Annotated in this window: 9 protein-coding genes; 5 read left to right on the top strand and 4 right to left on the bottom strand. The window is 63.5% G+C overall.

Features of this window, described 5'->3' with window-relative positions; genetic code table 11:
• Nucleotides 1–42: 42 nt before the first annotated feature.
• The 4 genes from CAG11_RS21195 to CAG11_RS21210 all read left to right on the top strand — a co-directional run bounded on the left by CAG11_RS21195 (nucleotide 43) and on the right by CAG11_RS21210 (nucleotide 7,508).
• Nucleotides 43–3,009, top strand: coding sequence for an ATP-binding protein (locus CAG11_RS21195; RefSeq protein WP_085597792.1), 2,967 nt, complete (start codon nucleotides 43–45; stop codon nucleotides 3,007–3,009).
• Nucleotides 3,010–3,150: 141 nt separating this feature from the next.
• Nucleotides 3,151–6,342: a hybrid sensor histidine kinase/response regulator gene (locus CAG11_RS21200; protein ID WP_085597793.1), complete on the top strand. Its 3,192-nt coding sequence runs from the start codon at nucleotides 3,151–3,153 to the stop codon at nucleotides 6,340–6,342.
• Between the two features lie 77 nt (nucleotides 6,343–6,419).
• Nucleotides 6,420–7,067 carry a response regulator gene (locus tag CAG11_RS21205; RefSeq protein WP_085597794.1) on the top strand — a complete coding sequence of 216 codons (648 nt, stop codon included), beginning with the start codon at nucleotides 6,420–6,422 and terminating at the stop codon, nucleotides 7,065–7,067.
• 30 nt (nucleotides 7,068–7,097) lie between these two features.
• Nucleotides 7,098–7,508, top strand: a complete 411-nt coding sequence (locus CAG11_RS21210; RefSeq protein WP_085597795.1) for a TIGR03067 domain-containing protein — start codon at nucleotides 7,098–7,100, stop codon at nucleotides 7,506–7,508.
• Nucleotides 7,509–7,549: 41 nt separating this feature from the next.
• On the opposite strand, the gene CAG11_RS21215 is transcribed toward CAG11_RS21210, so the two are convergent.
• The gene (locus tag CAG11_RS21215; protein ID WP_085597860.1) at nucleotides 7,550–9,835 is read right to left on the bottom strand and encodes an ATP-dependent DNA helicase; all 2,286 of its coding nucleotides are present in this window, start codon (nucleotides 9,833–9,835) and stop codon (nucleotides 7,550–7,552) included.
• Nucleotides 9,832–11,484, bottom strand: coding sequence for a VRR-NUC domain-containing protein (locus CAG11_RS21220; protein ID WP_085597796.1), 1,653 nt, complete (start codon nucleotides 11,482–11,484; stop codon nucleotides 9,832–9,834). The genes CAG11_RS21215 and CAG11_RS21220 overlap by 4 nt, the downstream gene beginning before the upstream one ends.
• 202 nt (nucleotides 11,485–11,686) lie before the next feature.
• Here CAG11_RS21220 and CAG11_RS21225 point away from each other — a divergent pair, with 202 nt between their 5' ends.
• On the top strand, nucleotides 11,687–11,911 hold the full coding sequence (locus tag CAG11_RS21225) for a YgdI/YgdR family lipoprotein (RefSeq protein WP_085597797.1): 225 nt from the start codon (nucleotides 11,687–11,689) through the stop codon (nucleotides 11,909–11,911).
• Between the two features lie 10 nt (nucleotides 11,912–11,921).
• Here CAG11_RS21225 and CAG11_RS21230 read toward each other — a convergent pair whose 3' ends face one another.
• Nucleotides 11,922–12,311 carry a hypothetical protein gene (locus CAG11_RS21230; protein WP_085597798.1) on the bottom strand — a complete coding sequence of 130 codons (390 nt, stop codon included), beginning with the start codon at nucleotides 12,309–12,311 and terminating at the stop codon, nucleotides 11,922–11,924.
• 167 nt (nucleotides 12,312–12,478) lie between these two features.
• Nucleotides 12,479–14,332 carry a polyurethanase gene (locus CAG11_RS21235; RefSeq protein WP_085597799.1) on the bottom strand — a complete coding sequence of 618 codons (1,854 nt, stop codon included), beginning with the start codon at nucleotides 14,330–14,332 and terminating at the stop codon, nucleotides 12,479–12,481.
• Nucleotides 14,333–14,347 lie beyond the last annotated feature (15 nt).

Genomic DNA, 14,347 nt, shown 5'->3' on the forward strand with positions numbered 1-14,347 from the left:
TGTCTGATCCCGGCCTGTCATGCCCACAATTACAGTTGGCGCATGAGATTAAAAAGCTATCTACATCAGATCAATCCTCTCTTTTCCTCTCCCGAAGCAGCCCGCCGGCTGCTTCGTGTCGTTGCGCTGATTTTCCTGATCGTCCTGCTGGGCGCCGTCTACAACTTCCTGCGCTCGACCCTCAACAACGAGCTGTCTCAGCGACGCAGTTACATGAGTAGTGCCATCACCGAAGCCCAGGCATTCTTCACCACCCGTGAAGCCCTGCTGGAAAGCCTCAGCCTGGCCACCGTGTACCAACCCCTGCCGATCACCGACGATCTCACGCCAAGCAACGATTCCTCCGAAGAGATCCACCTGCGCCTGGGCTCCCATGGCGAACAAGAGTGGGGTCTCTGGCTCACCCAGCGCATGCGCGACCATCTCAAGCACAAGCAACTGACGCTGTTGTACGTCCAGGCAGGGCCACAGCCTGAAGTCCAGCAATTGTTCAGCCCCCATCACGAAACCGCCGATCTGCCCCGCCCCCTGCTCGCCAGGTTGTCCAGCCTGACGCCCGACGAGGTGCCCATGGGCGATGAGCTGTGGCTGACGGATCATTCTTCCGGGGCTGCCCGGCTATACATCTTCACCCGCCTCGACGAACGCTTCGCCGACTCCGGCTGGCTGGGCCTGGAGATGGACGGAGGGAGCGTTTCCGAAGCCCTGCAGAACCAGGACGCCGGTGACTTCATAATGTTCAGCTCCCTGGGCGGGCTGCTCCTGAGCAGCACTCCCAACCGCCAGTTGGTCGAAGCGGTGCAGCGGGTCAAGGGTGAAAGCTTCTTCGGTTTCCTGGGCGGCCGCTGGTGGCCCGACCACGTAGTGATCCGCAAGCAACTCGGCACTTCCGATTGGCAGTTGGTGTACTCCTTCGACCTGTACACCCTGCTCAAGACCCTGTTGCCACAACTGCTCGCCGCGTCGCTGATCAGCCTCCTCGGCATGGCCCTGATCGGCTTGCTGGCCCACTGGATCGAGATACGTCTGATAGCCCCAGCCATGCATCGGCTCCAGGCCCTGATCGAAAGCGAAGCGTTCAGCCGCGACGTGATCCAGATCGCCCCCGTGGCCCTGTGTGTATTGCGCCGCAGCGATGGCCAGGTAGTGCTGGAGAATGCCCTGTCCCAGCAGTGGCTGGGCAACGGCAGCGAACGCGAGCAATTATGCGCCGGCTGGATCGGCCGGGCGTTCGATGCCAATCGCTCCGATGGCTCGGACTATTTCGAGACCGCCGGTGGCCGTCACCTCTATATCAGTTCTGCGCCCACCCGCTACAAGGGCGAAGACGTGCTGTTCTGCGCTTTCAGTGACATCACGGCGCGCAAGCAGATCGAGGCCACCCTGGAAGAAGCCAAGCGCCTGGCCGATACCGCCAACGAAGCCAAGACCCTGTTCCTGGCCACCATGAGCCACGAGATCCGCACGCCCCTGTATGGAGTCCTCGGGACCCTGGAGCTGCTGGCGCGCACCCACCTTGACGAGCAACAACAGGACTACCTGCGAGCCATCGAAGGCTCCTCCGGTACCCTGCTGCAACTGATCTGCGACGTGCTCGACGTATCCAAGATCGAGGCCGGGCAACTGGCCCTGGAACTCAGCGAGTTCAATACCCTGGAACTGGTGCACGAGCTCATCCAGAGCTATGCCGCAGCCGCCCAGGCCAAGGGCCTGCAACTCTATGCCTGTGTCGACCCGCAATTGCCGGAGATGCTCCTGGGCGATGTCACGCGGATCCGCCAGATCCTCAGCAACCTGTTGAACAACGCGGTCAAGTTCACCGATTCGGGACGTATCGTCCTTCGGGTCAGGGGCGGCCTCCACGACGGCCAGCACCACTACTTCGCCTGGCAAGTGTCCGACACCGGCCGGGGCATCTCCCGAGACGATCAGGCGCTGATCTTCGAGCCCTTCTACCAAACCGAAGGCAACACCAACGTCATCGCCGGTACCGGCCTGGGCCTGCCTATCTGCCAGCGCCTGACCCTGCTGATGGGTGGCACCTTGCGCATGGTGAGTGAACCGGGGCTGGGCAGTAGCTTCAGCCTCACCCTGCCACTGGAAGCTGGCAGCACCACGCCACGGCTCGTGCTCGCCGGCCCATCGCCTGCGCGGATGATCCACGTGGTATCGCCGATACGCGAACTGGCCGAATCGGTGACCGGCTGGCTACGTCGCTGGGGCGCGCGGGCCCAGGTCGGCCTGTCGGGCCGCAGTAGCCATGACAGCGACAGCGTGCTGATCGAAGTGCACCCCGGCACCATGGAGCAGCGACTGGAACCCGGCTGGACCGGACCATTGGTACTGGCCAGCGGTGACGGGCACCACGCAACACGCACCCACGAAGGTGCCTGGCAGGTCAACAGCAACAACCTGCGGGCGGTCCATCAGGCCGTCAGCCAAGCCTTGGGAACCTGGACGAATCACGATGAAGAACACCATGAGAGTCGTGAGCTGAAGAAGCTCAGCCTGCATGTACTGGTGGTCGAGGACAACCTGATCAACCAACTGATCCTCAAGGACCAGCTGGAAGAACTGGGCTGCAGCGTAGAGCAGGCAGCCAATGGCGAAGAAGCGCTGGGCATCTGGGAGAACGGATACTTCGACATGGTGCTGACCGATGTGAACATGCCCAGGCTCAACGGCTACCAGTTGGCCAGGGAGCTGCGTCGCCGCGGTTGCTCGATACCCATCATCGGGGCGACGGCCAATGCCATGCGCGGAGAAGAACAACTGTGCCTTGACGCCGGGATGAATCATTGCCTGGTCAAACCCTTCGCCTTGAGGGCGCTATTCAACTACCTGGCGTTGTATGAAAAAACCATCCATGAAGCCCCCAAGCATTTCGATCGCCGAAAGCCCACGATTACCGGGCCGCGACACTCTGGTGCCCCACCACCCGGGGACGAGCCCCGACGCACCAGGCCGACCTTGAGCCGAACGCTAGCCCCGCGACCGGGCGCCGGCTGATTCGCAGGGGCTCGGCCAGCGGGCCGGGCCATCCGACATCGATCCCCCCGCCCACTGTCCCGGCCCTCTGCGGGACGTAGAACCGTATTCAAAGAAACAGCCCCGTCATCGGGTCTTAGCCATGTGCTCGGTATATCAGTGATGAAGTACACCCCCCTCTTCCTGGAGTACCTGGTTCGCTACCAGACGCGACTGAACCTGGGCCTGTTGATCCTGCTGGGTCTGGCCGTGCTATGCAGCAGCCTGGGCTGGGTAGCGATGCACCTGGCGGAGCGACAGTCCGACCACCTGCGGGTGCACTTCACTCGATTGATGGAAAATATCCAGGAACAGGAGCTGTTCCTCAAACATGCAGCTAGTCTGGCCCCAGCCAGCTCGCATCTGGGCAACACCCGCTACCCACTGCCGTTGCATCCTGCCTCCGGGTCCCTGGCCCATGACAATTGCAATGACCGGCAACTACCGGGCTCCCTGGTCCTGGATCGCCCCCTGATCGCCAATGACCTGCCGCGACTGCTCATGGTGGGCATGCATCTGTCGACGTTCTATCGCAGCTTCTGGTCGGACTCTCGCCACAGTTCACCCAAGGTGCTGCTGCTCAATGCCTGCAGCGGTCTCGACCTGGCGAGCCTCGCGCCCCGCACCCGATCCGGCAAGCCTGAATCACGTGATGATGCCGTCGGTCCGTCGCTACCAGAGCTACGCCTGGCGCTACTGAAGCAGCAACACCTCGCCTCGCAGCAGGTTAACTGGCAACCCTATTCACAATCCGGCTCGAACGGCAGCGGTGCTCAACTGCTGGCCTATACCACTCTGCGCTTGGCTCCGACACAGCTACAAGTGGTTGGAGCCGACGGCTGGATGAAGATGGTCTCGCTGCTGGCACTGGACGAAACCGGCAAGCAGGAAGGCCTTCTGGCTGCGCCAGTCTATGACGACTTCACCCTGATCGACCCGGCCGGCACCCTACTGACCGGCTCCCGAGGATCGGCAACGGCCCTGCACGACGGCCTGAACTTCGGCCACCAGGGCATCACCCTGAAGCTCACCAGTCACACCCCGCCCCTCTGGACCGGGCTCTACGGCATCAGCTACCGCAAGCTCTACGGGCAGGCACCATGGGTCACGGCCAGCCTGCTGGGGTTGATACTGGCAGCGGCCACCTGGGGTTGGGGGGCCAGCCGCTGGCAACGCAACCGCAAGCCGGTCGCGATGCACACGCCACACGAGCAGGTAGTGGAAAGCGAGGCCTTCAGCCGCACCATCATCGAGACCGCCGCCACGGGCCTATGCGTGCTGCGTCGTGAAGACTTCAAGCTCCTGCTGGAAAATCCCCACGCCCGACAAGGAGCAGGCAGCAGCGACATGCTATCGATACTGGAGCAAGACCCGCACCGTATCGACAACGGCGAGTCTTGCCTGGCCGTCGGCGGGCGCCACTTGCAAGTGAAGTTCGTCGCGACCCGCTACCAGGACCAGGAGGCGGTGCTCTGCGCCTTCAACGACATCACCCGCCAGGTTGAAAACAGTCGTGCGCTGAAGCAGGCCAGGCGTGCAGCGGAACTGGCCCGCGAAGCCAGGGCCCGCTTCCTGGCGGTCATGAGCCACCGGCTGCGAACGCCGCTGTATGCAGCACTGGGGACCCTCGAGCTGCTCGGCCTGACCCCATTGGACCCACGCCAGACTGACTACCTGCGCACCAGCCAGCGTTGCTCGAATGCCCTGCTCCAATTGATCAGTAATATCCTCGACGTCTCCCGGATCGAGGCCGGGCATATCAGCATCGCTGCGGTGGAGTTCTGTCCGCTGGACATGGCAGAGGCAGCCCTGCAAGAGTTCGCGGCCGCCGCCCAGCAGCGGGGCCTGCTGCTCTACGCCTCCATCGACCCCAAACTGCCGGATCTGCTGCGGGGGGACGGCCGGCGGATCCGCCAGGTACTCGACAACCTGCTGGGCAATGCCATCAAGTTCACCGACAGCGGCCGGGTGGTGTTGCGCCTCCGGCTACTGGAATCGGTTGGACAGCGAGCCTGCATCGAATGGCAGGTCTCCGATACCGGCATCGGCATCCCCCCCGCGGATCAGGCACGGTTGTTCGATCTGCATCAGCAGTTGGGCGATACTTCCAATCGTGCCGGCTTGGGCCTGCCCCTCTGCCAGCAGCTCTGCACCCTGATGGGTGGACGATTGCAGGTCACCAGCGAACCTGGCTTGGGCAGCAGTTTTTCCCTGCGCCTGGAGTTGCCGCGCCTTCCCGGTTCCTCGCCAAGACTGAGGCCTCTTGCGGAAGGGCCACCCGTGCACGTCCGGGCACCGGTACCGGAGCTGCTGAAAAACACCTGCGACTGGCTCAACCGCCTGGGCATCCAGGCCTCGCCGGCACCTGCCGACTGGAGCCAGCAGCCCCAGCAATGGGTACTGGTCGACTTGCTACCCAAAAACACCCTGTGCTCCTGGCCAGGACCACGGGTCAGCGCGCTATGCGCACCATCCCCGGAGCAACAACCCCAGGACCAGGAATGGATAGTCAGCGCCTACGATATCCGGGCCATCGCCGAGGCGGCCTCCCAGGCCCGTCAAGGGCGACAGTCTGCCGTGGCGCCACCGGCCGATGGCACCAGGAGCCCGCTGCGCCTGCACGTACTGGTGGCCGAGGATAACCCCCTCAACCAGGCCATCATCCAGGAGCAGCTACAGGCCCTGGGCTGCCGCACGACCCTGGCGGCCGATGGCGAACAAGCCCTGCAGCACTGGCAACCACAGCTGTTCGACGTGGTGCTGGCGGACCTGGACATGCCGCTCATGGACGGTTACGAGCTGACCAGGCAACTGCGCCAGCGCGACCCTCGACTACCGATCATCGGCATCACCGCCAATGCCCTGCGTGAGGAGCGCAGTCGTTGTCTCGCCGCCGGGATGAACGCCTGGATCGTCAAGCCCATGGACCTGCAGCACCTGTGGCGGCAACTGTCACAGCTCTGCCCGCCCACGGCCGGCACGCTTGCGCCTGCGTCACAACCGTCCGCCCCCAGCGAACCCGAGCACCCACATTTCCCCCAGCTCTCTGCGAGGATGCGCCCGTTGTTCGTCCAGACCATGAATCACGACCTGCAACGCCTGGATCACACGCTCGCAAGCACCGACCTGCAAAGTGCCGCCGAACGCCTGCACAGCATCGCCGGAGCCCTGGGCGCAGTTCAGGCCCCGGCCCTGGCCAGGGCCTGTGCCGAGATGGAATGCCGCCTGCAGGACGAGCCATGGAGCTCATCCCTGGAGCAGCAGGTCCGGCAACTGATGCAGCGGTTGTCCGAACTGCTGGCGTTTCTTGAATAACCAGTGGCGGTGATTGCATATGCCGCCCGCCCTACGTTCACCCAGCCGATTGGCGTACTACACGGATTGTCTCTGTCATGGAAAAACTCAAAGTAATCATTGCCGATGATCACCCCATCGTACTGCTCGGCATCCGCGAACTGATGGAACGCGACGAACGCTTCGAGATCGTCGGCGAGGCCATGTGCTCGGGGGAGCTGGTACGGCTGCTGGAGAGCCGGCACGCAGACCTGGTCATCACCGACTACAACATGCCCGGGGATTCGCCCTACGGCGATGGCCTGAAGCTGGTGGAGTTCATCACCCGTAACTTCCAACACGTGCAGATTCTGGTTCTGACCATGATCTCCAACCCGCTGATCCTCAGCCGCCTGCATGAACTGGGAGTGATGGGAATCATCCAGAAGAACCAGCTGCACGAGGAAATCCAGCTGGCTCTCAAGGCCTTCGCGCAGAAGGGTATCTACCGTAGCCAAGCGCTCTGTAGCCAGTCGGTGGTGGAGTCGAACATAGCGCTCAACGAGCGGATCGCGACCTTGTCACCCAAGGAATATGAGATATTGCGCCTGTTCATATCCGGCAAGAGCGTCAGCGATATCGCTCGTAGCCAGAATCGCAGCTCCAAGACCATCAGCGCCCAGAAGATCTCCGCCATGCGCAAACTGGAGGTGCAGAGCGACCTGGACCTCCTGACCTATTGCATTGGCCGCAATCTCTTCAGTTGAAACCCACGCGCAAAAGGAATCGCCCCGACCATGAACCCGTCAACGGAACGTGACACCAGCCTGCTGGACCTGGAACGCCTGCAAGGCGCCTGGGAACAGACCGGGATGGAGGACAGCGGCATCGTCAACCCGCCCGACGAGCACAGCGCCCCGGGCGCCCTGACCTGGATCGAGGGCGAACGCTTTCGCGTGGTGACCGTGGATGGCCAGTTGCTGCTGGCCGGCAGCTTCACCCTCGATAGCAGCACCACGCCCAAGTCCATTACCTGGGTCGACTCGATCGGCGCCGATGCCGGCCAGCCATTGCCGGCCAGCTACGAGCTGACGGACGACGAGTTCGTCTTCATCGCCGCCGATAGCGGCCAACCCCGGCCTACCCGCTTCCACACCGGCCCCGGGCAAACCCTGCGGCGCTTCGCCAGGGTTCGTCAGGGCCGCTGAAGTCCAAAACCCTGCACGCCCCATCGACGGCGCAGCAACTGCTACTGGCAGTCCTGCGCCGTTTCCTCTTCGGCGATAGCCCACCAGCGCGGCAACAACCGACGTACCTGTGGCTCGGCAAAACGATCGTCGATCAGCATCAGCACCCCTCTATCGGCCTGGCTGCGGATCACCCGCCCTGCCGCCTGCACCACCTTCTGCAAGCCGGGGTAGAGGTAGGTGTAGTCATAACCTGCACCGAACAACGCGCCCATGCGCTGCTTCATCTGCTCGTTCAAGGCATTGAGCTGGGGCAAGCCCAGGGTGGCGACAAAAGCCCCGATCAAGCGCGAACCCGGCAAGTCGATGCCTTCGCCGAACGCACCGCCGAGTACGGCGAAACCTATGCCCCGCCCCTCGGCCTGGAACCGCTGCAGAAACTCCTCCCGCAAGCTTTCGTCCATGCCTCGCGACTGCAGCCAGATGGGAATTTCCGGATGCTTGCGGGCCAAAAGCTCGGCCACCTGCTGCAAGTATTCGAAACTGCTGAAGAACGCCAGGTAGTTGCCAGGACGAGCCGCGAACTGGCCGGCCATCAACTCGACGATGGGCACCAGCGAGGCCTGGCGCCGGGCATAACGGGTCGAGATCTGGCTGACGATGTGCACATCCAGTTGCGTGGCCGCGAACGGCGATTCGACATCCAGCCACACGGCACTATCGGGTACACCCAACAGGTCGCGATAGTAATGCTGGGGTTCGAGCGTCGCGGAAAACAGCACCACGCTGCGGGCCGCCTCCAGGCGCGGGCGCAGCAGCGCCGCCGGCACCACGTTGCGCAGGCTCAGGCGCGACAGGCTGCGCCGGGCGTTCAAGGTGCGTTTGCTGACATCGAAGATGAAGGGCTGCTCGTCGAACAGCTCCGCCACCCGGGCAAACTGCAGTAGCTCGAAATACAACCCCTGCACAGCCGCGTCCAGGCCCTGGGGGTGTTCATTGAAGTAGTCGCCGATGGCCGCCACGCACAACCCCAGGGCCTTGAGCCAGGCGCCGGGCAAGCACCCATGGGCCTGGTACGGCGCAACCTGGTCCTTGTGCAGGGCATTCCACTCGCGATTCAGGCGCTGCAAGGGGCTCTTCAGGGCCTGCGGCGCATTCTTGCGCACCTGGGCCAGTTGCTGCTGGTCGAGGCTGGCGCTGTACATGCCGCGACCGCGCTCCACCAGGTTGTGGGCTTCGTCCACCAACACCGCCAGTCGCCACTGGTCGGCCTGGGCCAGGCCGAACAACAAGGCCGTGAAATCGAAGTAGTAGTTGTAGTCGGCCACCACCAGGTCGCTCCAGCGGGCCATTTCCTGGCTCAGGTAATAGGGGCAGACCTGATGTTCCAGGGCCAGCTGGCGCAACGCCTGGCGATCCAGCAATGGCACCTGGCTGGCTGCCTGGCGGGCCGCCGGCAGACGCTGATAGAAACCCTTGGCCAATGGGCAGGACTCGCCATGACAGGCGTTGTCCGGGTACTCGCAGGCCTTGTCCCGGGCCACCAGTTCCAGGACCCGCAGCGGCAACCCGGCATGCTCGGCGAACAGCACCCTGGCGGCATCCAGGGCCAATTGTCGGCCCGGGGTCTTGGCGGTGAGGAACAGTACCTTGTCCAGTTGCTGCGGGGCCATGGCCTTGAGCATGGGGAACAACGTGCCCAGGGTCTTGCCGATACCGGTGGGAGCCTGGGCCAACAAGCAGCGACCGGTACTGACCGCCTTGTACACCGACTCGGCCAAGTGGCGCTGGCCGGGGCGGAACTGCCCATGGGGGAAAGCCAGCTCGCGACAGGCCCGGTCCCGCTCTGCGCGGTGCTGCAACTGCTGTTGCGCCCAATCCAGGAAGATCGCGCATTGCTGCTCGAAGAACGCCTGCAACTGCCCGGCGCTGTACTCCTGTACCAGGGCGGTTTCCTCTTCGCTATGGATGTCGAAATACACCAGTGCCACGCGGATGCCCGGCAACTGCCGACTCTGGCACAGCAGCCAGCCATAGACCTTGGCTTGGGCCCAGTGCAGTTGCCGATGGTTGTCGGGCATGCGCGACAAGTCGCCGCGAAAGGTCTTGATCTCCTCCAGCAGGTTCTGCCGGGGGTCGTAGCCATCGGCCCGGCCCTTGACCAGCAACGGGCCATGCTGGCCCTCCAGGGATACTTCGCTCTGGTACTCGGGATTGCGCCGGGCGGCCACCGTGCGATGCCCCTGCATACCCTCCTGGGCGGTGGGCGATGGAGTGAAGCGCAGGTCCAGGTCCCCGTGCTTGGCGCTGAACTCGCACAAGGCACGCACCGCGATGCGATAACTCACGCCGGGGCGTCCTGCCATTGCACGTAGCACACCGCCACCGGCATGCCGTGCTCCTGGCAGAAGTCCAGCCAGCGCAACTGGTTGTCCTGCAAGCGGTCGCCCGGGCCCTTGACCTCGATCATGCGGTAGCTCTTGTCCTCGGGCCAGAACTGGATCAGATCCGGCATGCCGGCGCGGTTGGCCTTGATATCCAGCAGCAGGCGTTCGAACCAGTGCTTGAGGTGCGCAGCCGGCAGGCAGTCCAGGGCCAACTCCAGCAGTTCCTCGCTCAAGGCTCCCCAGAAGACGAAGGGCGATTGCAGGCCCCACTTGGCCACGAAACGCTGGCGGATGCTGTCGCGGTAACGACCATCGTCCAACTCTTCCAGGCAGGCCTGGAACAGCTCGCGGCGGCGCTCATGGAAGTCCTCGCTCAGCAAATCCACCGGACCGCGCTGGAACGGGTGGAAGAACGCGCCTGGCAACGGTGCGAAGATCGCCGGCCAGCAGAGCAATCCGAACAATGAATTGACCAGGCTGTTCTCCACATAGTGCACCGGGGCCAGGGGTTGGTGCAGATGAGCCTGGACCACCTGCTCCACCGCCAGGCCCTCGCCATCGCGCGGCAGGCACAGCTCCAGGCGCGATACCTCACGGCTCGCCACCCGGGCCACCGGCGGCCCACCCAGCTTGCGTCGCAGGCGCGGCAGCATGCGCAGCAACTGCTGGGCCTCGGCAGCGCTTTGCGGCGCCGAAGCGGCCTGCTCGGCCAGTGCCAGGGCGCCAGGATAGTCGGCGCTGCGCTCCAGGACCCGGATCAGGCGCAAACGGGCCCCGGGATAGGGGCAGCGCTGGTAGATCAGCCTCGCCTGCTCCCAATCCGCCAGGCGCTCGCAGTGCTGGCCCAGCATGAACAGCAGCTTGTCGCGGCGCTTGTGCAGCCAGGGGTTGGCGCTGTCGAAGGCGCTGATGCGAGCCAGCAGCCCAGGCAGCTGTGCGCCGGCCTCGAACGCTTCCTGGCACTGATGCAGGTAGATGAAGCCATCCACATCGGCGCGGCTGCGCAAGCCCCGGGCATCGGCGCTGATCTGCACGGTCTCGTAGCTGTAGACCCCAAGATCCGCCAGGACGAACTCCGACCAGTCCTGGTAGAGGTTGCCGAAGAACATCAGGCGCAGGCGATCGCACAGGTCCATGACCGTCAGGCTCAGCAACCGATCCTCCAGCTGCGGGCACCACTGGCCGAATGCCCGGGCCCGGGGATAGGCCTCCTGCAGCACTTGCAGCCACTGCTCCTTCCTGGCCTTGGCCGGCAAGGCCTGGTCCTTGAAGCACAACTGGATCTCGGGCTTGGCCAGCAGGCCGAACAGTTCTTCCAGGGGCAGTGGCGCCTGGTCGTCGATCCAGCCCAGGTCGAGCAATGGCGCCAGGGCCCGGGCCGTATCGCCGATCTCCGGATAGCTCAGCCGGGCCAGGCGAAAATGCCGCCCCTTGCGCATCACCATGCGCACCAGCAGTGCCTGTGCCGGCTGCCCAAGCGAAGCGAAATCGGCGATGAAGCGCTGCTCTTCGCCGCTCAGCACATCGGCATAGCGTTGCTCCAGCCAGCCCAGCACTTGCTGGAAGTTATGCAGGTAGTAAAGAGGGTTCTCGAGGGGGTTGGAAGTCACGGAAGAAAGGCGCCACGGCAGGTCTATACTGGTTATGCGTACAGATAACAGCCGCTACCCCTGCCTGGCAAACGTTATTGGATAAATGGTGGAGAGAAGTTTTTTTCCATGGACCAGCGAACTTTCGTCGTCTTCACTACACCAAGGGCCAGGACTTATAGTGCCCGCGCAATGCGGATACCCCATCGATATCGAGGTCTGTATGAACCTGAAGAACCTGGGCCTGCCCCTGGCCATCCTCGCCACCCTGGCCCTGACAGGCTGCTCCACCCCCACCGTGGTAACCCTGCAAAACGGTACCCAGTACCTGACCCGCGACCAACCCAAGACCAAGACCGCCGACGGTTTCTATGAGTTCCAGGACATCTCCGGCAAGACCATCCGGGTCAAGGCCGACGATGTCGCCACCGTCCGCAAGGAAAAATGACCCGCCCGGTTCAGGGCGACCAGGGTGACCAGGGCAAACCGCCCTGCCCCGGTTCACAGAACACCCCGGCAGCCTTGCCACGCTTGACCAGTTCATCCCTTACCTGTCGGCAGCGCTGACGCTCCCGGGCGTTGGCATTGTCGATGCTGATATTGCCGGTAGCGTCCGGTACCTTGTTGTCGCCCAGGCGCAGGTTCACCACTGGCTGCTCGGGCTCCAGCCGGAAGCGGCTACTGGTGGTCGGTTGGCTGTCTGCTGGTACCGGCTGTCCCGCCGGCAGTTGGTCCGGGCTGATCCCGTAGCGTTTCAGGATCGAACTGGGAGGCAGCTCCCCGGCCGATGCCAACGTGGCCCACAGGGCCAGCACCAGGCCGCTCGCATACCTCTTGCTGCTACTCACTGTCAAAACTCTCCAATACCTTGAATCGATTGCACCGCGCGTCATGTGCCTGAAGTAACGCATCGACGCCACGACACTTTAAGAATATTGGAGTCACTGGCTGACCATATGGTCACTTGATTGCCTAAAAACAGCGCGAGTCCTGTCGAAGTCGCGCTGCTCGCCTGTCAGGCGATGGTGATGCCGGAACCGTTGAGCTGCGTGAGGCTGACGCCCACCAGCGTCACCGAGTCCTGGCCGAAGGTCAGTACCGTATCGTTGCCGCTACTGCTGGCATGGGCCCGGTAGTCCTGTTCCGGCAGGACTCCGCTGACGCCCATGAACACCAGCTTGTCGCCGCCTTGATAACCGACGATACGGTCCTGGCCGAAGTGGCCGGTGAACAGGAAGGTATCGTTGCCGCCCCCCGACTCCATCAGGTCGTTGCCGGCCCCGCCGACGAATACATCGTTGCCCTGGCCACCGATCAGGTGGTCGTTGCCATCCAGGCCGAACAGCCAGTCGCCGCCGGCATGGGCCTTGAGCACGTTGTCGCCGGCATCGCCCCGCACCGACGAGGCGTAGCGGGTCAGTTCGCCACCAACCTTCAGGCCCTGGTCGGTGACCTGGTGCACCACGTCGTCCTTGAGCAAGCCCCAGAGGAACCCCGGCTCCTTGCTCTGGATCGCGCCAATGTCGCGGGTGATGCTGATCCCGCCGTTGGCGTCGCGTACATACAGGGTGCCGGCACCGTCGCTGGCGAAGCTGTAGTCGCTCACCGAGTGCTGCAGGTCGAGGACGTTGCTGCCCTTGCCGCCGAGGATGATGTTGTAGCCGCCGGCGTCACGGAAGGTATCGTTACCATCGCGACCCTCCAGGTAATCGTTGCCGCTGCCACCCTGGATCAGGTCGTTGCCGTCGGTGCCGATGATGAAGGTGCTGCCCTTGTGGGTCTCGGCATTGCGGTTCAGGTCCTGGACCCAGGTGCTGGCCCGGGCCGGGTCCGACAGGTTGGCCACCACGATGGTGGAGTCCTTGCTGGTGTACTCATAGAACTTCGAATCCAGCACCCGGGTCAGGCCATCGCCATAGCCGGTGGGCAGGTGGGAGATCCAGGTGGAGATCTTGAGGATCGAGAACGGCACCACGTTCCATAGGGTCGAGGCGTAGTGGTCGTTGAAGTTGACGATGTTGTTGGTGGCCGACGCCTGATGGGTATCGTGGATGCCCACCGAGGCCAGGTTGAAGCTCGAGCCGTCGAGGGCGCGGAACACCGGGTCGTTCTCATAACCGATGTTCAGCACCTTGTCGCTGGCACTCTGGGTCGGCGAGGCATAGGCGATGTAGTTGGCGTCCTTGAAGAAGCCCGACCAGCGTCCACCACTCAGGTCCGCCAGGCTGTTGACCGCCAGGCCGCCGAGGCTGTGGCCACTGACCAGGATGTCCTTGCCGGACAGGCCATTGGCCTGGGCGAAGGCCGCGACATCCCCCAGCAGCTCGCCGAAGGCCTCGCCGGCGTAGTTCTTGGCGTAGTCCTTGGGCCCCAGGGCTGCCAGCAGGTCGCTGATCAGGTCGCCGATAGAGTCGCTGATCAACGACTCCCGCGGCCCACTGGTACCGCGAAAGGCGATGCCGATGGAACTCAGGTGCCCTTGTGCATCGTACTTGCCGAGGATCTCCACCTGGGCCGTCTCATAGCCGTTCTTTTCCCCGAAGAAAGTCCCCCGGGCATCGACCTTGCCGGTATAGCCCAGTTGCTGGGCGCTGATGGTGGACCAGCCCGCCTCGTTCAGCGCCTCCTTGGCGGCCTTTTCCGAATCCGGGTTCCAGGGGATGCCGGGGATCACCCCCTGGGAATCGCTACTGCCGATCAGCGCGGTGATCAGGGTCGCCGGCAGGCCGAGGCCGAAGCCATTGTGCTGGTAGCCCACGGCAAAGCCGTTGTCGAGGTTGTGGTAGGAATACAGCGTGATGGCCATGGCATCGGTGAACAGCGCCTTGGATTCAGCCGTACTGAGGTTTTTGTAGTCATAGACACCCATGGTATTGCCTCTCTT

The sequence above is a fragment of the Pseudomonas sp. B6(2017) genome (assembly GCF_002112765.1).
Classification (GTDB): domain Bacteria; phylum Pseudomonadota; class Gammaproteobacteria; order Pseudomonadales; family Pseudomonadaceae; genus Aquipseudomonas; species Aquipseudomonas piscis.